The organism is Clavibacter michiganensis (assembly GCF_002151125.1).
Lineage (GTDB): Bacteria > Actinomycetota > Actinomycetes > Actinomycetales > Microbacteriaceae > Clavibacter > Clavibacter michiganensis_C.
The window spans coordinates 126,177-146,096 of sequence record NZ_MDJZ01000011.1 but is presented as its reverse complement, the minus strand read 5'-3'; the positions used below and the strand labels follow the sequence as shown (position 1 = coordinate 146,096).

19 protein-coding genes are annotated in these 19,920 nt (G+C 74.6%); 10 read left to right on the top strand and 9 right to left on the bottom strand.

What is annotated here, in order from left to right; all coding sequences use genetic code 11:
* Positions 1-534, bottom strand: a complete 534-nt coding sequence (locus tag BFL37_RS06460; protein ID WP_086514318.1) for a hypothetical protein — start codon at positions 532-534, stop codon at positions 1-3.
* Between the two features lie 234 nt (positions 535-768).
* Here BFL37_RS06460 and BFL37_RS06455 point away from each other — a divergent pair, with 234 nt between their 5' ends.
* From BFL37_RS06455 to BFL37_RS06440, 4 genes are all read left to right on the top strand, one after another.
* Entirely contained in the window at positions 769-2,463 is a 1,695-nt protein-coding gene (locus BFL37_RS06455) for a dolichyl-phosphate-mannose--protein mannosyltransferase (protein WP_241533898.1), read from the top strand.
* A complete protein-coding gene (locus tag BFL37_RS06450; protein ID WP_086514316.1) occupies positions 2,463-3,467 on the top strand; it encodes a YeiH family protein in 1,005 nt (334 codons plus the stop codon). Before BFL37_RS06455 ends, BFL37_RS06450 begins: the two co-directional genes overlap by 1 nt.
* Positions 3,468-3,562: 95 nt before the next feature.
* On the top strand, positions 3,563-4,858 hold the full coding sequence (locus tag BFL37_RS06445) for an O-acetylhomoserine aminocarboxypropyltransferase/cysteine synthase family protein (protein ID WP_086514315.1): 1,296 nt from the start codon (positions 3,563-3,565) through the stop codon (positions 4,856-4,858).
* A gap of 245 nt (positions 4,859-5,103) precedes the next feature.
* Positions 5,104-5,622, top strand: coding sequence for a CoA-binding protein (locus BFL37_RS06440; RefSeq protein ID WP_431305857.1), 519 nt, complete (start codon positions 5,104-5,106; stop codon positions 5,620-5,622).
* A 40-nt stretch (positions 5,623-5,662) separates the two neighbouring features.
* Here BFL37_RS06440 and BFL37_RS06435 read toward each other — a convergent pair whose 3' ends face one another.
* Positions 5,663-6,172: a DUF427 domain-containing protein gene (locus BFL37_RS06435; RefSeq protein WP_086514314.1), complete on the bottom strand. Its 510-nt coding sequence runs from the start codon at positions 6,170-6,172 to the stop codon at positions 5,663-5,665.
* Positions 6,173-6,355: 183 nt separating this feature from the next.
* Between BFL37_RS06435 and BFL37_RS06430 the strand changes: the two genes are divergently transcribed.
* The 4 genes from BFL37_RS06430 to BFL37_RS06415 all read left to right on the top strand — a co-directional run bounded on the left by BFL37_RS06430 (position 6,356) and on the right by BFL37_RS06415 (position 9,221).
* Positions 6,356-6,616, top strand: coding sequence for a GlsB/YeaQ/YmgE family stress response membrane protein (locus tag BFL37_RS06430; protein WP_043583378.1), 261 nt, complete (start codon positions 6,356-6,358; stop codon positions 6,614-6,616).
* Positions 6,617-6,736: 120 nt separating this feature from the next.
* Positions 6,737-7,384: a hypothetical protein gene (locus BFL37_RS06425; protein ID WP_086514313.1), complete on the top strand. Its 648-nt coding sequence runs from the start codon at positions 6,737-6,739 to the stop codon at positions 7,382-7,384.
* Between the two features lie 9 nt (positions 7,385-7,393).
* Positions 7,394-8,761 carry an L-serine ammonia-lyase gene (locus tag BFL37_RS06420; RefSeq protein WP_086514312.1) on the top strand — a complete coding sequence of 456 codons (1,368 nt, stop codon included), beginning with the start codon at positions 7,394-7,396 and terminating at the stop codon, positions 8,759-8,761.
* 37 nt (positions 8,762-8,798) lie between these two features.
* Positions 8,799-9,221 (top strand): SdpI family protein, encoded by a 423-nt coding sequence (locus BFL37_RS06415; protein ID WP_086514311.1) that lies wholly within the window; start codon positions 8,799-8,801, stop codon positions 9,219-9,221.
* Here BFL37_RS06415 and BFL37_RS06410 read toward each other — a convergent pair.
* The 3 genes from BFL37_RS06410 to BFL37_RS06400 are packed head-to-tail and all read right to left on the bottom strand — an operon-like array spanning position 9,218 to position 11,915.
* Positions 9,218-10,324 carry a hypothetical protein gene (locus tag BFL37_RS06410; RefSeq protein ID WP_086514310.1) on the bottom strand — a complete coding sequence of 369 codons (1,107 nt, stop codon included), beginning with the start codon at positions 10,322-10,324 and terminating at the stop codon, positions 9,218-9,220. The two genes, BFL37_RS06415 and BFL37_RS06410, sit on opposite strands and share 4 nt — an antisense overlap.
* A complete protein-coding gene (locus BFL37_RS06405) occupies positions 10,321-11,115 on the bottom strand; it encodes an IclR family transcriptional regulator (RefSeq protein WP_241533889.1) in 795 nt (264 codons plus the stop codon). Before BFL37_RS06405 ends, BFL37_RS06410 begins: the two co-directional genes overlap by 4 nt.
* The gene (locus BFL37_RS06400; protein WP_086514309.1) at positions 11,112-11,915 is read right to left on the bottom strand and encodes an NAD-dependent epimerase/dehydratase family protein; all 804 of its coding nucleotides are present in this window, start codon (positions 11,913-11,915) and stop codon (positions 11,112-11,114) included. Before BFL37_RS06400 ends, BFL37_RS06405 begins: the two co-directional genes overlap by 4 nt.
* A gap of 112 nt (positions 11,916-12,027) precedes the next feature.
* Between BFL37_RS06400 and BFL37_RS06395 the strand changes: the two genes are divergently transcribed.
* Together BFL37_RS06395 and BFL37_RS06390 are read left to right on the top strand one after the other, a co-directional pair.
* Complete coding sequence (locus BFL37_RS06395) at positions 12,028-13,260, top strand: enolase C-terminal domain-like protein (RefSeq protein ID WP_086514308.1); 1,233 nt, start codon at positions 12,028-12,030, stop codon at positions 13,258-13,260.
* On the top strand, positions 13,260-14,228 hold the full coding sequence (locus BFL37_RS06390) for a 5-dehydro-4-deoxyglucarate dehydratase (RefSeq protein ID WP_241533888.1): 969 nt from the start codon (positions 13,260-13,262) through the stop codon (positions 14,226-14,228). The genes BFL37_RS06395 and BFL37_RS06390 overlap by 1 nt, the downstream gene beginning before the upstream one ends.
* A 4-nt stretch (positions 14,229-14,232) precedes the next feature.
* Here the strand turns inward: BFL37_RS06390 and BFL37_RS06385 are convergent, their stop codons facing one another.
* Genes BFL37_RS06385 through BFL37_RS06370 form a run of 4 tightly spaced genes read right to left on the bottom strand, consistent with a single transcriptional unit; the run spans position 14,233 to position 19,832 of the window.
* Positions 14,233-16,134: a thioredoxin domain-containing protein gene (locus BFL37_RS06385; RefSeq protein WP_086514307.1), complete on the bottom strand. Its 1,902-nt coding sequence runs from the start codon at positions 16,132-16,134 to the stop codon at positions 14,233-14,235.
* Between the two features lie 46 nt (positions 16,135-16,180).
* On the bottom strand, positions 16,181-17,356 hold the full coding sequence (locus tag BFL37_RS06380) for a magnesium and cobalt transport protein CorA (protein ID WP_086514306.1): 1,176 nt from the start codon (positions 17,354-17,356) through the stop codon (positions 16,181-16,183).
* A gap of 47 nt (positions 17,357-17,403) precedes the next feature.
* Positions 17,404-18,249, bottom strand: coding sequence for an aldo/keto reductase (locus BFL37_RS06375; RefSeq protein ID WP_086514305.1), 846 nt, complete (start codon positions 18,247-18,249; stop codon positions 17,404-17,406).
* A complete protein-coding gene (locus BFL37_RS06370; protein ID WP_086514304.1) occupies positions 18,246-19,832 on the bottom strand; it encodes a long-chain-fatty-acid--CoA ligase in 1,587 nt (528 codons plus the stop codon). The genes BFL37_RS06375 and BFL37_RS06370 overlap by 4 nt, the downstream gene beginning before the upstream one ends.
* Positions 19,833-19,920: the final 88 nt, after the last annotated feature.

Below are 19,920 nucleotides of genomic sequence, written 5' to 3'. Positions count from 1 at the left end.
TCAGTGCCTCCGCCGACGACGCGGAGGAACGCGGCGTTCCCCTGCGCCGCGTCCGACGCGCTCCGTCCCCACGGGCTGCGCGCCGAGCCGCACGTCGTGGAGTGCGGGCGATCCCCCGCACGGCACGACGACGAGGTCCCCGACCGCGAGGTCGCCGGGGAGCGCGACCGCTGCGGGATCGGCGCCGCCCGCGACGACGTGCGCCGGCCGCCCGGCGGAGCCCCGGCCGAGCACGCGCGCCGACGCCCAGCGCGCGTCCACGTCGTCGAGGCGGCCGTCGACGCACACGACGCGCTCCCCGTCCGGCCCGACGAGGACGGCCGTCACCGCCACCACGACGAGCGCGTCGGACGCGTGCGCGCGGATCCCCCCGCCCTCGCCCGAGTGGATGCACGGGGTACCGCACACCTCCACGAGCCGCCGCATCGAGACCCCGGCGACCACGACGTCGTCGAGCACGGCGCGCGCCGCCGTCGCCGCGGCCCCGGCCGACGCTCCCGCCCGCGACGGCACCACGGCCGCGAGGACGCTCATCGCCGCGCCTCGGCCGGGCGCACGGGGACGGGACGGACGGGGACGGGAGGCACACGGCACGGGAAGGGCATGCACCCAGTCCACCTCCGCGCGGATCCCGCCCGCGAGCGCGCTCACGACACCCCTACGACCGCCGCCGGGAACCTCACGGGGTCCCGACGCGCGCCCCGCGTCGCGGAGCGTCCGCGCCTCGGGCGCCCGCGCACGTGCGTGCGATGATGAGCCGTGCCCGACATGCCCCATCGCCCCGCCGAGCACGGCGATCACGACGCCCGTCCGGCCGAGGTCGCGGGGTCCGACGCCGGCGGCACCACCCGCATGTCGCAGCGCGCCGACGAGCGCGCGGTCACGGCCCGCGGATCCCGCCTCGACGACCTCTGGGCCCGCCTCGTCTCCACCCCCGCGCGCCGCCGCGCGTGGCACTGGGGCGGGCCGATCGCCATCACGCTGCTCGCCGCCGTGCTGCGGATCCAGAGCCTCGGCCATCCCGCCACGCTCGTGTTCGACGAGACCTTCTACGTGAAGGACGCGTGGACCCTCCTCCACCTCGGCTACGAGGGCTCGTGGCCCACGGATCCGAACCCCGACTTCATCGCCGGCCAGACCGACGGCTACCTGCAGGCGCCCGCGTTCGTGGCGCACCCGCCGCTCGGCAAGTGGATCATCGCGCTCGGCCTCGCCGTCTTCGGCGCGGCGGATCCGGTGGGCTGGCGCATCGCGACGGCCGTCGTCGGCACGCTCGCGGTCGCCCTCCTCATGCTCATCGCCCGCCGCCTCACCGGCTCCGCGGTCGTCGCCACGATGGCCGGGTTCCTCTTCGCGATCGACGGCCACGCCATCGTGATGAGCCGCGTCGCGCTGCTCGACACCCACGTCATGTTCTTCGGCCTGCTCGGCTTCGGCGCGATCCTCCTCGACCGCACCTGGCACGAGCGCCGGTTCGAGCGGCTGCTCGCGCTCCGGCGCGACTCCCGGCCGGAGAGCGCGCCGCCGCTGGAGTTCGGGCCGGTCATCCTGTGGCGCCCGTGGCTGATCGCGGCCGGCCTCGCGTTCGGCGCGACCTCCTCGGTCAAGTGGTCGGGCATCTTCTTCGTCGCGGGCTTCGGCCTCTACGTGGTGCTCACCGACATGCTGCTGCGCCGTCGCCACGGGCTCGCCGCATGGTTCACGGCGGGCGCGGTCGTGCAGGGGCCGGTCTCGTTCCTCCTCCTCGTCCCGTCCGCCATCGCGGCGTTCCTCGCCTCCTACGCAGGCTGGTTCGCGACCTCGAACGGGTACTTCCGGAACTGGGCGGCCGAGGGCGCGAACGCGTGGCAGGGATCTCTCGCGTGGGTGCCGCTGCCCCTACAGAGCCTGTGGCACTACCTCGCACAGCAGTACGCGTTCAACGTGGGGCTCGACGTCACGCACCCGTACCGCGCGGATCCGCGTCTCTGGCTGCTCCTCTACCGGCCGACGCAGTTCTACTACGAGGGCTACGGATACGGGGAGGCGGGCTGCACGATCGACGCGTGCTCGGCGTCCATCACGTCGATCGCGAACCCGATCATCTGGTGGCTCTCCGTCGCGGCGATGCTGTACCTCGTGTACCGGCTGGCCGCCCGCCGCGAGTGGCGCGTGGGCCTCGTGCTGATGGGGATGGTCGTCGGGTACCTGCCGTGGCTGCTCTACGTGAACCGCACGGTGTTCCAGTTCTACTCGATCGCCTTCGAGCCGTACCTCATCCTCAGCCTCGCGATGGTGCTGGGGCTCATCCTCGGCGACCGCCGCGACCGCCGGCCGCGCCGCACGCGCGGCATCGTGATCGTGGGGGTCGTCCTCGTGGTGTGCGCGCTCGTCAGCGCGTTCTTCTACCCGCTCTGGACGGGGCAGCTCGTGCCGACGTGGTTCTGGCGGCTGCACGCGTGGATCCCCTCGGGCTGGATCTGATGCCCGCCACCGCCACCCGCCTCCACCCCGCGCTCCCCGGCCTCGGCGCCGCCGCCGTCGCGGCGCTCGTCGCGTGGGCCGTGCACGCGCTCGTCCCGGCGATCCCGCTGCTCACCGTCGCGGTCGCGCTCGGCATCGTCGCCGCCCAGATCCCCGCGGCCCGGCCCGCGCTCACCGGCACGCTCAAGCCCGGCCTCACGCTCGCGTCGAAGCGGCTGATGCGGATCGGCGTCGTGCTCCTCGGCCTGCAGCTGGGCCTCTCCGACATCGTCGGCCTCGGCTGGCGCGCCGTGCTGCTGGTCGTCGCGGTCGTGGTCCTGTCGTTCGCGGGCACGTACGCCATCGCCCGCGCGCTCCGGATGCCCGGCCAGCAGCCCCTGCTCCTCGCCACCGGCTTCTCCATCTGCGGCGCGAGCGCGATCGGCGCGATGGCCGGCGTCACGCGCGCGAAGCCCGCCGACCAGGGTGCGCCCGTCGCGCTCGTCACCCTCTGCGGCACCCTCGCGATCGCCGTGCTGCCGCCGCTCGCCGGCCCGCTCGGCCTCGACGACGTCGCGTTCGGCCACTGGGTGGGCGCGGGCGTGCACGACGTGGGGCAGGTCGTCGCGACCGCGCAGATCGCGGGATCCGCCGCCCTCACCATCGCCATCGCCGTGAAGCTCACGCGCGTGCTGCTGCTCGCGCCCGTGGTCGCCGTCGCGGGCGTCGTGATGCGCCGCCGCGACGGCCGGGTCGAGGGCGCCGCCCGTCCGCCGATCGTGCCGCTGTTCGTGCTCGGCTTCCTCGCCGCCGTGCTCGTGCGCACGTTCGTGCCGCTGCCGGACGGCGTGCTCGACGCCGCGCAGGTCGTGCAGACGGCGCTGCTCGCGATCGCGCTCGTGGCGCTCGGATCCGCGGTGCGCCTCCGCGAGCTCGTCGGCCAGGGCGGATCCGCGCTCGCGGCCGGCCTCCTCTCCTGGGCGCTCATCGCCGGCCTGGCGATGGCAGCCGTCCGCCTCTCCTGATCCGCCGCCCCCGCCGCCGCTCCGCCGACCCGCGCGCATGTCGCCGCATTACGCCCCGGCCGGGGAACCGTCGGGAGCGCGGGTTACCGTCGACCATGGTCGATCGCGAGTACGGGTTCAAGACGAGGGCGATCCACGCGGGCAACATCCCCGACGCCACCACGGGTGCGCGCGCCCTCCCCATCTACCAGTCGAGCGCGTTCGTCTTCGACGACACCGCCGACGCCGCCGCGCGCTTCGCGCTGCAGAAGTACGGCAACGTCTACTCGCGCCTGTCGAACCCCACGGTCGCGTCGTTCGAGGAGCGGGTCGCGAGCCTCGAGGGCGGCCTCGGCGCGGTCGCGACGGCGAGCGGGCTGAGCGCGCAGTACATCACCTTCGCGTCGCTCGCGGGCGCCGGCGACCACATCGTCGCCTCCGCGAACCTCTACGGCGGATCCATCACCCAGCTCGACGTCACGCTCCGCCGCTTCGGCGTGGAGACCACGTTCGTGCAGTCGAGCGACCCGGCCGACTACGCCGCCGCCATCACCGACCGCACCAAGCTCGTCTTCGCGGAGACCGTCGCCAACCCCTCCGGCGAGATCGCCGACATCGAGGGCCTCGCTGCCGTCGCGCACGCGGCCGGCGTCCCGCTCGTCATCGACTCCACCATCGCGACCCCGTACCTCAACCGGCCCATCGAGTGGGGCGCCGACATCGTCATCCACTCGGCCACCAAGTTCCTCGGTGGGCACGGCACCACGCTCGGCGGCGTGGTCGTCGAGTCGGGCCTCTTCGACTGGGAGAGCACGCGGTTCCCGCTGCTGGATCAGCCCGTGCCGAGCTACGGCGGCCTCAACTGGACCGGCAACTTCGGCGAGTACGCGTTCCTCACCCGGCTCCGCGCGGAGCAGCTCCGCGACATCGGGCCCGCGCTCGCGCCGCACTCCGCGTTCCTCCTCGCGCAGGGCGTCGAGACGCTGCCGTACCGGATGCAGGCGCACATCGACAACGCGCGGGCCGTCGCCGAGTGGCTCGACCAGGATCCGCGCATCACCGCGGTCAACTGGGCCGGCCTCCCCGCGCACCCGCACCACGAGCGGGCGCGCAAGTACCTGCCGACGGGTCCCGGATCCGTGTTCACGTTCGAGGTCGCGGGCGGCCGCGAGGTGGGCCAGCGCTTCATCGAGTCGGTGGAGCTCGCGAGCCACCTCGCCAACATCGGCGACGCGAAGACGCTCGTCATCCACCCGGCCTCCACGACCCACGCGCAGCTGAACGAGTCGCAGCTGGTGGACGCGGGCGTGCTGCCCGGGATCGTCCGCATCAGCGTCGGCATCGAGGACGTCGCCGACATCATCCACGACCTGGACCAGGCGCTGACCGCCGCCCTGGAGGGAGCGAAGTGAGCTTCGACACCGGCGGCGTGCCGCCCGAGCAGACCGGATCCACGCCCCACCCCGCCGCCGACGCCGCGGACCTCGAGCCGCTGGACCCGGAAGAGGAGGCCGCCGACCGCGCGGCCGCCGACCGCGCGGCCGGCGACGCGGCCGAGGCGCAGGACACGGACGCCACCGCGCCCGTCGAACCGGTCTCGGATCCTGACGCCGACGGCACCCAGACCACGCAGCTGCAGAACGGCCTCACCTGCGCGATCCCCCGCTCCAGCCCGCTCGCCGCGCTGCTCCGCTCGGAGCGCACCTGGAGCGGCCCGAGCGCGAAGGAGCGCCAGGCGATCCTCCGCCGCGCGAAGTCCGTCGCCATCGTGGGCGCCTCCCCGAACCCGGCCCGGTCCAGCTACTTCGTCGGCACGTACCTGCAGCAGTCGAGCGACTACCGCGTGTACTTCGTGAACCCGAACGCCACCGAGATCCTCGGCCAGACGGCGTACCCGGATCTGGCCTCGCTGCCCGAGGTGCCCGACATCGTCGACGTGTTCCGGAAGGCCAGCGACATCCCGTCCGTCGTGGACGACGTGGTCGCGGTCGGCGCGCCCGTCATCTGGGTGCAGCTCGGCATCTGGAACCAGGAGGCGGCCGAGGACGCGGAGGCCCGCGGGCTCACGGTCGTGATGGACCGCTGCGTCAAGGTCGAGCACGCGCGCTTCCATGGCGGGCTGCACCTGCTCGGCTTCGACACGGGCGTCATCAGCTCGCGGAAGGCGACCGCCTAGTCCACCCGCGCGACGGCGCCGGCGAAGGTGCGCGCGCGGCTCACCAGCCGAGCGTGCCCGGCGCGCCCTTGAACGGGCCGACCACGCGCGGCGTGATCCAGCCGCCGTAGAAGTCGCCCTCCTGGGCCTCCACCTGGACGCCGTCGACCGTGATCCGGTCCATCCGCGACGGGTACACCGCGATCATGTCGGCCAGCACCTCGAAGCCGCGCGTCGGCGACGGGTACCACCACGCCGCGCGGTCGGCCGTGACATCGCCGGCCGTGAGCGTGAGGTACGAGGCCTCCCCCTTGTACTCGCACCACGACCGGCCGGCGGCGGAGGTGAGCACGCCCGCGGCGAAGTCGGCGGAGGGGAGGTAGTAGACGGGCGGATGGCTCGTCTCGAGCACCCGCACCGCGGATCGGCTATCGGCGACGACGCGGCCGCCGAGCTCGATCACGACGTGCTCGGACGTCGGATCCACGCGCGGCGGACGCGGGTAGTCCCACACCGACTCCTGCCCCTCGCCGGGGATCTCGCGGGGACGTCGGGCCGGGGGGATGCGCATGCGCCGACGGTACCGCGGGTGCCTGAACGCCCGGATCCCGCGCCGACATGAGCCGATCGCCCCCGTCCGGTAAAGGCGTATCCACTAAACGTTTTTGCACGAATGGTCCTCTGGGTGCTTGACTGGGGCACGTCCACCCGCATTCGGGTGTCACACAGCACGTCATCTTGAGGAGTAACGCACATGGGCATCATCGGTTTTCTGGTTCTGGGTCTGATCGCCGGAGCGCTCGCCAAGCTGATCCTCCCGGGCAAGCAGGGTGGCGGAATCATCGTCACGCTGATCCTGGGCGTCGTCGGGGCCTTCCTCGGCGGCTTCATCGGCAGCGCGCTGTTCAACAAGCCGGTCGACGGCTTCGACCTCGGCTCGCTCGCGCTCGCCATCGTCGGCGCGATCATCGTCCTGCTGGTCTACGGCGCGATCGTCGGCCGCAAGAAGGCCTAGTCCTTCCTGCATCCCGGAGCCCCCGTCGCCCGACCCACGTGGTCCGGCGGCGGGGGCTCTCCGCATGTCGGCTCCCTGAGCCGGGCGGGTCGCGCCATGGGGTCTGCCTACGATGACCGCATGCCCGACGCCGTCGACCCCACCTCCTCCCGCTCCCGCACCGCCGCCGTCCTCGTCGCGGTCGCGCTGCCACCGCTGGCCCTCGCGGCCGCCGGCCTCTCGCACCCGAGCTCGCTGACCGACGACACCGCCATGCACTGGCGCGACATGCACATCGCCCTGCTCCCCGTCTTCCCGCTGCTCGCCATCGCGCCGATCCTCCTCACGCACCGCCACGATCGCCGCCTCGGGATCCTCGCCATCGTCCTCGGCTTCGCCTACGCCGTCTGCTACCAGGCCCTCGACATCCTCGCGGGCATCGCGGCGGGCGCCCTGAAGATGGAGGGCGGCCAGGGCGTGACCACCATGTACGCGCTCGCGGACCAGATCGTCGTCACGGGCGTGTGGGCGTACGTCGCCGTGACCGTGCTGGCGAGCGCGCTCGTGATCCGGCACGCCGGCCTCCGCGCGCTGCCGGGCGCCGTCATCGCGGTGATCGCGGCCGTCTCGTTCGTCGACAGCCACATCTTCTTCCCGCGCGGCGTGATCACCATGCTCGGCCTCGCGGTCGGCTGGACCTGGCTCGCGCTCGCGTCCTCCGGACCCGCCCGCCGCGGCCTCGCCCGCCCGGGCGTCCCCGCGGCCGACCGCGCGGAGGCGGCGGCATAGTCTGACGGGATGACAGCGTACGTCTCGGCACTCGACCTCTTCTCCATCGGGATCGGGCCGTCGAGCTCGCACACCGTCGGCCCCATGCGCGCCGCCCTGCTCTTCGCGGAGGAGTGCCGGGCGTCGCCCCGGCTCACGGAGATCACGCGCGTCACCGTCCGGCTCTTCGGCTCGCTCGGTGCGACCGGCCTCGGGCACGGCACGCCCGACGCGGTCGTCGCCGGGCTCGCGGGGCTCGCGCCCGAGACGTGCGATCCCGACGAGGTGCGCGGCCGCTGGTCCGGGCTCGGCGAGGGCGTCGACGTGCCGCTCGCGGGGATCCACCCGGTGCGCATGGTGGGCCGCGACCTCACGTTCGAGCCGTTCACCCGGCTCCCCCGCCACCCCAACGCGATGCACCTCGCGGCGCTCGACGCCGACGGCGGTACGGTGCTCGAGAGCACGTGGTTCTCGGTCGGCGGCGGGTTCGTGCTGCGCGAGGACCAGGCGCCGTCGGCCGTGCTGCCGACCGGGCTCCCGCACTCCTTCTCCAACGCCGACGAGCTCATCGAGCTGGCCGAGTCGACCGGGCGCTCCATCGCCGACGTCGCGCGCGACACCGAGGAGTCGATCCACGGATCCCGCCGCGCGGTCGCCGGGCTCGACGCGATCTGGGACGCCATGGCCGCGTGCGTGACCGCGGGGCTGGGCGGCCAGGGCACGCTGCCGGGAGGGCTCAACGTGCGGCGGCGGGCGGCGCGGGTCGCGTCGCAGCTCGCGACCATCGACGCCGAGGGTGCGCGCGACACGTCGCACGAGTGGCTGCACGCGTTCGCGCTCGCGGTCAACGAGGAGAACGCGTCCGGCGGGCGCGTGGTCACGGCGCCGACGAACGGCGCCGCCGGCATCATCCCCGCGGTCGGCTCCTACTACCTGCGCTTCGTGCCCGGCGCCGACCGCGACGGGATCCGCGACTTCCTGCTCACCGCCACCGCGATCGGCTCGCTCGTGAAGGCGAACGCCTCGATCTCCGGAGCGGAGGCCGGCTGCCAGGGCGAGGTCGGCACGGCGTGCGCGATGGCGGCCGGTGCCCTGTGCGCGGTGCTCGGCGGATCCCCGCGGCAGGTCGAGAACGCCGCCGAGATCGCGATGGAGCACCACCTCGGCCTGACGTGCGATCCCGTGGGCGGGCTCGTGCAGATCCCCTGCATCGAGCGGAACGCCATCGCCGCGTCCACCGCCGTGAACGCCGCGCGCATGGCGCTGCACGGCGACGGCACGCACCTCGTCTCGCTCGACACCGTGATCGAGACCATGCGGCAGACGGGCCTCGACATGTCCACCAAGTACAAGGAGACGTCCACGGGCGGCCTCGCGGTCAACGTCATCGAGTGCTGAGCGCCCCGGGCGCCCCCGGTCGTGTCAGGCTGGGCGCATGGGTGTCCCCGCGCTGCTGCTCGCCGTCGCGGCGCTGCTGATCCTCGGCACCACGCAGCTCGCGGCCTGGGGCGCCCTCAAGCGCAACGGGTGGATCGGGATCCGCACGCGGCCGCTCCTGGCGAGCGACGAGGCGTGGCGCGCCGGGCACGTGGCCGCCCTCCCCGCGCTCCGCAGCACGTGCCTGCCCGTCGCGATCGGCGGCGTCATCGGCGGGATCGCGGCCGGCGCCGGCATGAACAGCGTCGCCAGCTGGGGCGGGCTGCTGCTCCTGGGCGGCATCGTCTGGAGCACGTTCCGGGCGGGACAGGCGGCGAAGCGGGTCGCGCGGCGACGCGAGGCCGAGCGGCAGGACGCCCTGCGGTACGGGCCGCCGCGCATCCGGCGCGACCAGCCCGGCGCGACCAGACCGCGCGACTAGTCGGGTGCGGCGGCCGCGCGGAGGGCGTCCCCCACGGCCTCGAGGCGCTCCCGGCCGATGAGGCCGAGGTGGTACACATACGTGTCGTCGAGCCCGCGCACCGCGTCGGGCCAGCCCGCGCGGATGCTCGCCGGGGTCGCCGGCGGCAGCGCCCAGAGGTAACCGCCGACGCGCGTGCCGGGCACCCGGTCGCGGAGCGCGCGCATCGCCTCCGGGTCGTGCGCCACGGCGTCGAGCACCACCACTCCGTCCACCTCGTCGAGGTCGTCGAGGAGCGCGGCGAACGGCCCGGTCGCCCACGGATCCGCCTGCGCGTGCACCACGACGCGCCCCACCCCGGCGGTGCGCGCGGCGCCGACGCACGCGTCGAGGAGCCGCCGCCGGGCCCGGGCGCGCACGCGGAGGACGGCGTCGAGGCCGTCGAGCCCGCCGGCCGCGTCGACTCGGGCGCGCACCTCGGTCTGGAGCGCGTCGGGATCCTCCCCCTCCGCCGCCAGCAGCGCGACGCAGACCGTGCAGAAGCAGATGGAGAGCAGCGCCTCCTGATCGGCCGACCAGTCGGCGCCCGCGGTCTTCTCGTGGTGCCCGAGGTGGCCGACGCCCATCGGGCCGCACGCCTCGAGCATCACGCCGTCGAGGTCCGCCGCCGCGGCCGTCTCGGCCACCAGCGCGGTCGCGTACTCCCGCACCTCGTCGCGCGCGGGGCAGAGCGCGTACGGGTACGCCTCGCCGAACGCGTTGACGACGCGGCTGTCCGGGTTCCGCGTGCCGACCGACGTGGAGTGCGTGAGCACGATCCACGCCTCGACGCCGAGGCCCGCCGCGCGCGCGACGGCGGCGGCGCGCGCGAAGGCGTCCGGCCCGACCCAGGGCGTGTCGTCGTCGGGCCGGAGATCGCCCCACGCCCCCTCGCGCACGGGCAGGTACAGCGCGGCCGAGCGGGCGTCGACGATGCGGTGCCGCGGATGCAGCGGCGTCGCGGCGCGCACCGAGTGGTACGCCGCCGCGATGGCCACGCCGTCGGCGCCCGCGGCCCGCACGCGCCGGGCAGCATCGGGATCGTCGATCAGGTCCCACGGGTAGGCGCAGAAGGCGACGCTCACCGCACGCCCGCCGAGCGCAGCGTCTGGGCGAGCGCGTGGGCGTGCGTGCCGATGACCCGGGCGACCCGCTCGACCTCCTTCGGCGTCGCGCGGTCGATCGGCATGGAGCAGCTGATCGCGTCGGTCGCGGGGATCCGGTAGTCCACGGCCACCGCCACGCAGCTGACGCCGGCCAGGTTCTCCTCGCGCTCGTGCGCGTAGCCGCGCTCGTGCGCCTGGTCGAGCTGGGCGTCGAGGGCCGCGCGATCGGTGACGGTGTCGGGCGTGAGGGCGGCGAGGCGCCCGGGCCCGAGCGCCGCCGCGCGCTCGGCGGGGCTGAGCTCGGCGAGCAGCGCCTTGCCGAGCGAGGTCGCGTGCGCGGGCAGCTGGCGGCCGACGCGCGAGGTGGCCCGTCGGGACTCGGTCGTCTCGCGCGTGGCGAGGTAGAGCACGAGGTCGCCCTCGCGGCGCGCGTAGTGCGCGGTGTAGCCGGTCTCGTCACGGATCCGCTCGAGGGCGGCGAGCGCGTGCGGCAGCGCCCGGTCGCGGTCGAGGTAGGCGGTGCCGACGACGAGCGCGCGGGATCCGATGGAGACGTGCGTGCCGTCCTGCAGCATCTCGATCCAGCCGCTCGCGGCCATGGTGTGCAGCAGCTGGTGCAGGCTCGAGCGCGGGTAGCCGGACGCGCGATGGAGGTCCACGACGGAGACGGGCTCGGACGCCGCCGCGAGCCGCTCCAGGAGGGCGAGGGTGCGCTCCGCGGACTTCACCGGGGCGTCGCCCCGACGCACCGCGGGTGGTCCCGCGGTCACCACGGCTCCCCCAGCGGGTGCGCATCGGCGGCGAACTCGCCGCCGATGAGCCCGTTCGCGTCCGGGTCCCGGCCCGCGAGCGCCCCCGCGAGGACCTCGGCCGCGAACGCCTCCGAGTCGTCCTCGGGGTGGTAGCCGATGCGCGCGCCGGCGTCGGGCGCGAACCAGGCGCGCGTGTTGCGCGAGACGCCCCAGACGACGTGCGCCCCGGGCAGGTCGAGCACGGCGACGGCCTCGACCAGCCGGGCCAGGTCGGGCAGGGACAGCCAGGTGGAGAGCGTGCGCCGGCTCACGGGCCGGTCGAGCACGCTCCCGATCCGCACCGCGACGACCGACAGCCCGTGCCGATCGGCGAAGAGGGAGCCGAGCGCCTCCATCGCCGCCTTGCTCGCCCCGTAGTAGCCGTCGGGCCGCGGCTCGAGCCGGTCGACGGGCTCGGCGGGGACGGGGTGGAAGCCCACGGCGTGCGTGGAGCTCGCGAGCAGCACGCGACGGACGCCGGTGTCGCGCGCCGCCTCGAGCACGATGCGGGTGCCCTCCACGTTCGCGTCGGCGAGAGCCGCCCACGGGCGCTCGCGGCTGAGGCCGCCGAGGTGCACCACCGCGTCGGCGCCCCGGATGGCGTCGCGGACCGCCGCGGCGTCCGTGACGGAGGCGATCACGGCCGTCTCGCCGTCGACCGGATCCGGGTCGACGAGGTCGAGGAGCACCAGCCGGTGCCTGGCGGCCCGCAGGAGCGGCCTCACCCCGCGGGCGGCGACCCCGGCGGCCCCCGTGATCACGATGCGTCGCGCGTCCATGCGCCGTCTCCCTCCCGACCCCGCGCCGTTGACAGCGGGTCCGATGCCGCCTACGTTAGCAGCGCATTCACACTGACGTCAGTCATTCGCATATGCGGACGGAGCGCGCTCGATGATCATCCGCGACCTCGTCGTCACCCCCATCGCCTTCCGCGACCCGCCCCTCCTCAACGCCGACGGCGTGCACGAGCCGCTCGCGCTCCGCACGATCGTCGAGCTCGTCGTCGAGGGCGGGGTGGTCGGCCTGGGCGAGGGACAGGGCGGCGCGACCGTGGCGGCGCGCGTCGCCTCCGTGCGGGACGCCGTGGTCGGCCTCCGGGTCACCGACCTGCACGGCATCGAGCGCGCGGTGGACGCCGCGCTCGGCGGCGACGCCGGCCCGCTGAGCCGCCAGGAGCGCCGCGTCGTCTTCTCCATGCTCGACGTCGCCGCCCACGACGCGCTCGGCCGCATCACCGGCCTGCCCGTCAGCGAGCTGCTCGGCGGCCGCGTGCGCGACGCCGTGCCGTACAGCGCGTACCTCTTCTACAAGTGGGCCGCGCACCCGGGCCAGGCGCCCGACGCGTTCGGCGAGGCGCTGGATCCGGCCGGGATCGTCGCGCAGGCCCGGCACCTCATCGACCGCTACGGCTTCGGCTCCATCAAGCTCAAGGCCGGTGTCTTCCCGCCGGACGAGGAGGTCGCCGCGATCCGCGCGCTGGCGGCGGCGTTCCCGACGCACCCGCTGCGCATCGACCCTAACGGCGCGTGGACGCACGAGACGGCGCTGCGCGTGGCCGCCGAGCTCGACGGCGTGCTCGAGTACCTCGAGGATCCGGTGCTCGGCATCGACGGCATGGCCCGCGTCGCCGCCCACGTGCCGCAGCCGCTCGCCACGAACATGTGCGTCGTGACCTTCGAGCAGATCCGGGAGGCGTTCGCGAAGGACGCCGTGCAGATCGTGCTCTCCGACCACCACTACTGGGGCGGCCTCGCGCACACCCGGGAGCTCGCGGCCATCTGCCGCACCTTCGGGGTCGGGCTCTCCATGCACTCCAACTCGCACCTGGGGATCTCGCTCGCGGCCATGACGCACGTCGCCGCCGCCAGCCCCGAGCTCGCGTACGCCTGCGACACGCACTACCCGTGGAATCGCGGCGACGACGTGATCGTGCCGGGCGCGCTCGAGATCGTGGGCGGATCCGTCGCGGTGCCGACCGGCCCCGGCCTCGGCGTCGAGCTCGACCGCGACGCCCTCGCCCGCCAGCACCGCGTGCTCGTGGAGTCGGGGCGCACCGCGCGCGACGACTCCGGCTACATGCGGAGCATCCAGCCTGCTTACGACCCCACCCTCCCGAGGTACTGATGACGACGAACGACACCGCCGCCCTTCCCGCAGCCGCCGCCGCACCCGCGTCCGCCGGCCTCCTGCCGCCCTTCGAGGGGGTCCTCTTCTTCCCCGTCACGCCGTTCGACGCCGCCGACCGCGTCGACGTCGACGTGCTCGGCGCGCACGTGGCCCACGGGCTCGACCAGGGCGCGGGCGCCGCCTTCGTCGCGTGCGGGACGGGCGAGTTCCACGCGCTCGACATCGACGAGTACGCGCAGGCCGTGCGCGCCGGGGTCGCCGCGGCAGGCGGCCGCCACCTCGTCATCGCCGGGGTCGGCGGGCCGCTCGGGCACGCGCGGCGCTGCGCGCGGATCGCCACGGAGCAGGGCGCCGACGGGATCCTCGTGCTGCCGCCGTACCTCGTCGCCGGCCCGCAGGAGGGCCTCGCCGCCTACGTCGAGGCTGTCGCCCGTGCCACGCCGCTCCCGCTCATCGCGTACCACCGCGGATCCGCGCAGTTCACGGAGGCCACCGTCGAGCGGCTCCTCGCGCTGCCGACGCTCGCCGGGATCAAAGACGGCGCGGGCGACGTGGCGCTCTTCCAGCGCTTCGTGCTCGCCGCCCGCCGCGCCGGGCGCCACGACGTGCAGTTCTTCAACGGGCTCCTCACGGCCGAGTCGAGCCAGGCCGCGTACCGGGCCATCGGCGTGCCGCTCTACTCGTCGGCCGTGTTCGCGATGGCGCCGCGCATCGCCAGCGCGTTCCACGCGGCGTACCGCGCGAACGACCACGAGCGGCAGCGGTTCCTCCTCGACGAGTTCTTCACGCCGCTCGTGCGCCTGCGCGACGAGACGCCCGGGTTCGCGGTGTCGCTCATCAAGGCGGGTCTGCGGCTCGCCGGGGTGCCCGTGGGATCCGTGCGGGCGCCGCTCGTGGACCCGTCGCCCCGGCAGCTGGCCGAGCTCGAGCGGATCCTCGCCCACGGGGAGGACGTGGTCGCCTGATGCCTCAGGCCGGGGCGTCGAGCTGCTCGCGAAGCGCGGCGGGCGTCGTCACCGGGAGGCGGCAGACGAAGTCGGCGCAGAGGTAGGCGGTGGCGGTGGATCCGGCCGCCCGGTCCGCGAGCAGCTCGAAGCCCGCGTCGGCCCAGGCGCGCGCCGCCTGCTCCGTGACGACGAGCGCCACGTCCGGCGGGCGGATGCGGCCGCGCGCGAGACCCGCGAGCGGATCGGCCGTCGCGTCGGCGCCGTCGGGCAGCACCACCACGAGCTGCCGCGCCGCCTGCTCGATCGCGGCCGCCTGCTCGAGCGCGCCGCCGAAGGCGATCGGCCGGGTGGCGCCGCCCGCCGCGACCGTCGCGAGCGCGGCGCGGGCTGCCCGCTCGTAGCGCGGATCCGCCGTCAGCTGCCCGAGCACGCGCGCGGCCGACGCCGCAGCGGTGAGGCCGGACGGGTAGGCGCCCTCGGACGGGTCGGACGCGAGGTCGAGGCCGAAGCCGGAGAGCACCGGATCCGCGCCCGTCGGCACCCGGAAGCCCGCGGCGCCCGGCTGCGGGTCGGCGTCGCCCGCGCCGATGAGCGCGTCCACGATCCCGCGGGCGCGCACCGCGTACGCGACCTCGCCCGTCGCGAGCGCCAGCGCGAGCAGCCCGTCGGCGAGCATCCCGTGGTCCTCGAGCGTCGCGACCGCGGGCGAGATCCGGCCGTCGATGGACGCGCGCACGAGCGAGCCGTCCGCGCGCACGTGCTCCCGGAGCAGCATGTCGGCGGCGGCGCGGGCCGCCTCGATCCACGCCCCGCGCCCGAACGCGCTGCCCGCCCGGGCGAGCGCGCCGATCGCGAGCCCGTTCCATCCGGTGAGCACCTTGCCGTCGACGGTCGGCGGGTCCTCGGCCGCGCGCCCGGCGGCGTCGAGCGCGTAGTACCCGCCCTCCACGCGGCGGCCGTCGACCGTGCTCTCCGAGTCCTGCGCGGACGCGAACCCGCCCGACTCCCGACGCAGCGTGCCGGTGAGGAACACCCCGATGCCGTCCGCGACCTCCTCGTCGCCGGCGCGCGCGTAGGCGTCGAGGAGCAGCGCGTTGTCGTAGAGCATCCGCTCGTAGTGCGGCTCGGTCCAGTCGCGGCGGGTGGAGTAGCGGAAGAAGCCGCCCTCGACCCGGTCGCGCAGGTCGGATCCGGCCATCGCGTCGAGCGTGCGCCGCACGAGCGCGCGCGTCGCCTCGGCGCGCGACGGCGCGAGCGCCCCGGAGGTCCCGAGCGTGTCGAGCAGCAGGACGACGGGCGCGACGGGGAACTTGGGCGCGGATCCGAACCCGCCGTGCTCCGGGTCCTCGAACGCGGCGAGCTCGGCGGCGACCCGGTCGAGGGCGGCGGCGTCGGGGAGCGGAGAGGCGGCGGATCCGCGTGCCGAGGCCTCCCGGATCGCGGCGCTCAGCTGCCCGGCGCCCTGCTCGACCTGGTCGCGCCGCGTGGTCCAGGCGTCGGCGACGGCGTCGAGCACCTGCCGGAACGACGGGTGCCCGGCGCGCGGCTCGGGCGGCGAGTAGGTGCCCGCGTGGAAGGTGCGGCCCTCGGGCGTCGTGAACACGTTGAGCGGCCAGCCGAGCTGGTCCGTGAAGGCGCCGGCCGCGGTGATCAGCGCGGCGTCCACCTCGGGGTGCTCCTCGCGGTCGACCTTGATCGCGACGAACCGCTCGTTCAGCGCGGCGGCGAGCGCCGGATCCTGGAACGTCTCGCGCGCCATGACGTGGCACCAGTGGCAGGTCGAGTAGCCGACCGAGACGAGCACCGGCACGTCGCGCCGCGCGGCCTCGGCGAACGCCTCGGGACCCCACGGCCGCCAGTCGACGGGGTTGTCCGCGTGGCTGAGGAGGTACGGGCTGACGGCGTCGGCGAGGCGGTTGGGCATGCGTCCACGCTACGCGCGGGGCCCGGGACCGGTGCCGGGCGCCGGGTCAGATCCAGTCGCGCTTGCGGAAGATCGCGAACAGCACGCCGCTCACGCCGAGCATGAGCACGAGGGAGAAGGGATAGCCCCAGTCCCAGTGCAGCTCCGGCATGATGTCGAAGTTCATGCCGTAGACGCTCGAGACGAGCGTGGGCGCGAAGAGGATGGCCGCCCAGCCGGAGATCTTGCGGGTCTCCACGCTCTGCCGGTTGCTCGACTCGCTGAGCTCGCGCATCTCCTCGTTCTGGCGCTGGCCGACGAGCGTCGAGTTCACGGTGAGGATGTCGCGCAGCAGCACGCGGAACTCCTCCACGCGCTCGTTGACGACGATGACGTGGTCGGCCACGTCGCGGAGCGCCTGCTGGAGGTCCTCGCTCACCTCGTACTTGCCGGATCCCGCCTGCAGCTGCTGCAGCATGCCGCCGAGCGGGCGCACCGCGCGCTGGAAGTCGATGACCTCGCGGCTGAGCTCGTAGATGCGGCGGGACACGGCCGGATCCCCGTCGAACACCTGGTCCTCGATCTCGTCGATGTCGTTGGCGAGGCCCGTGACGACGGGCGCGTACCCGTCGACGACGGCGTCGAGGATCGCGTAGAGCACCGACTGCGGACCGTGCGAGAGGAGCTCGGGCCGCTCCTGCATGCGCGTGCGGATGGCGGAGAGGTCGGGCGACTCGGCGTGCCGGACGGTGATCACGAAGTTGCGCCCGAGGAACACGTGCAGCTCGCCGAACTCCACCTCCTCGCGGTCGTCCACGTAGCGCGCGGCCCGCAGCACGGTGAAGAGGGTGGAGCTGTAGCGCTCGGTCTTGGGGCGCTGGTGGGCCTGGACCGCGTCCTCCACCGCCAGCTCGTGCAGGTCGAACTCCTCGGCGAGCGCCTGCAGCTCCTCGACCGTGGGGCGGTAGAGGCCGATCCACGCCATGGCGTCGGGCCGCTCGTCGAGCTCGCGGAAGGTGTCGGCGAGGGTCGCCGGGCTCGCGACGCGGCAGCCGTCCACGTACACGCCGTTGTCGACGAGGCTCGGGCGGCGCGCGCCCGCCGGGTCGACGACGCCGTCGCGCTCCCGCTCGGCCCGCGCGCGCGACGCCCCGCCGCCGGCATGGCCGCCGAGGGGCGCGACGCCCCGGGCGACCACGGACTTGAGGCGCGTGCGGATGCGGTGCTGGGGCATGACGGACACGGTACCGGGCCGAGGTGACGCGTCCGCCCCGCTGGGGAGCGGGCCGCTCAGACCACCGCGTCCGGGTGGCTGCCGACGCGCCCGGCGGCCTCGAGCGCGGTGATCCCGACCATCTCCTCGTCGGTCAGCGCGAAGTCGAAGACGTCCGCGTTCTCGATCAGCCGCTCGCGCCGCGTCGTCTTCGGGAACACGATCGTGCCGCGCTGCACGTGCCAGCGCAGCACCACCTGCGCGTCCGTGCGGTCGTGCGCGCGGGCGGCGTCGCGCACCACGTCGGCGTCCGCGACGGCGCCGCGCGCGAGCGGGCTCCACGCCTGGACGGCGATCCCGTGCTCGGCGAGGTAGTCGGTCGTCGCCGGCTGCTGGTGCCGCGGGTGCAGCTCGATCTGGTCCACGGCGGGCACGGGCAGCCCGGCGGCCGCCAGCGCCTCGAGGTGCGGCACCAGGAAGTTGGAGACGCCGATCGAGCGGGTCAGCCCCTCCTCGCGGGCGGCGGCGAGCGCCTCCCACGTCTCGACGAAGAGGCCGCGCTCCGCCGACGGCCAGTGGATGAGGTGCAGGTCGACCGCGGGCAGGCCCAGCTCGTCGAGGCTGCGGCGGATCGCGTCGCGTGCGCGGTCGCGCCCGTGGTCGTCGTTCCAGACCTTGGTCGTGACGAACAGCTCGTCGCGCGGGACGCCGGATGCGCGGATCGCCCGCCCGACGCCCTCCTCGTTGCCGTACATGGCCGCGGTGTCGATGTGGCGGTAGCCGACCTCGAGCGCCTCGGCGACGATCCGCTCGGCGTCGGCGTCGGGCACCTTGTACGTGCCGACGCCGAACTGCGGGATCGGGACGCCGTCGCCCATCGGCACCGACGGGATCGGCGAGCGCAGCACGCCCGCGCCGCTCACGCGCCGAACCTCTCGACGAGCTCCCTCTTGAGGATCTTCCCGCTCGGCCCGAGCGGCAGCGCCTCGACCACCTCGACCCGCCGCGGGTACTTGTAGGAGGCGATGCGCTCGCGCATGTACGCCACCACCTCGTCGCGGTCCACGGTCGCGTCCGCCTTCGCGACGACGGCGGCGACGATCTCCTGCCCGTGCGCCTCGTGCGGCACGCCGAACACCGCGCACTGCGCGACGGCGTCGTGCCGGGCGAGCACTTCCTCGACCTCGCGCGGGTACACGTTGTAGCCGTTGCGCAGGATCATGTCCTTCGTCCGGTCGACGACGCGGATGTAGCCCTCCTCGTCGATGGTGCCGAGGTCGCCCGTGCGGAACCAGCCGTCGACGACCGCGCGCGCGGTGTCCTCGGGGCGGTGCAGGTAGCCGTTCATGAGGTTGTGGCCGCGGATCACGATCTCGCCCAGCACGCCGCGCTCGACGAGCTCCACGCGGTCCTCGTGCTCGGGGTCGGCGATCTCGATCTGCACGCCCCAGATCGGCTTCCCGACGGTGCCGGGCCGTGCCGGGAGCCCCACGTGGTTGAACGACGCGACGGGCGAGGTCTCGGTGAGGCCGTAGCCCTCGTGGATCTCCGCGGCGAACGCCTCCCGGAACGCCTCGATCACGGCGACCGGGAGCGCGGCGCCGCCCGAGACCGCGTAGCGCAGGGCCGGACGCGCGGGGTTCCGGGCCGCGGCCGCCAGCAGCGCGAAGTACATGGTCGGCACGCCCATGAACACCTGCGTGTCGTGCTCGACCATGAGCGCGAGCGCGGTGTCGCCGTCGAAGCGCGGCACCATCACGACGGTCGCGCCCGCCCGGAACGACGCGTTCATGGTGCAGGTCTGCCCGAAGGTGTGGAACAGGGGCAGGCAGCCGAGGATCCGGTCGCCCGCGCGCAGGTCGAAGGTGTCGAGCAGGAGCACGTCGACCTGCATCACGAGGGCCAGGTGGCAGCCCTCGGCGCCCTTCGGCTGGCCGGTGGTGCCGGACGTGTAGAGGATCGTCGCCGTGTCGGACGGGCGGCGCGGGACGTAGGTGCGGACGGGCGTCGCGGCCTGCGCGAGCTCCTCCAGCCGGTCGGGGCCGCCGTCGGAGCCGGCCGGCACGAGCACGCTGATCACGGGCACGTCGGCGAGCTCGGCGCCCGCGGCACCCTGGCCGAGCAGCGGGCCGGCGCAGACGAGGAGCGCGGATCCGGAGTCGCGCAGCACGTAGGCGATCTCCTCGGCCTTGAGCAGCGCGTGGACGGGCACGACCACGCCGCCGAGGGCGAGGATCGCGTAGTACACGCGCGGGAAGTCGGCCACGTTCGGGATGAGCATCGCGACGCGCGTGCCCTCCCCCACCCCGCGCTCGGCGAGGGCGCCCGCGTAGGCGCGCGTCTCGTCCCAGAGCTCGCGGTAGGTCGTGGACACGTCGCCCACGACCACGGCGACCCGGTCGGCGTGCCGCTCGGCGGACTCGGCGAGGATCGCGGCGACCGACACGGAGGCGAACCCGCCGTGGGGCTGCTCGTGCTCGGGCTGGAGGGGCGTGTCGGAGCTCATTCGGGTGTCCCGTCGGTCGTCGTCGACTCGGGCGGCGGATCGCGACCCGTGCGCCGACCGGACCGGCGCCTGTCCCGACGCTACCGCC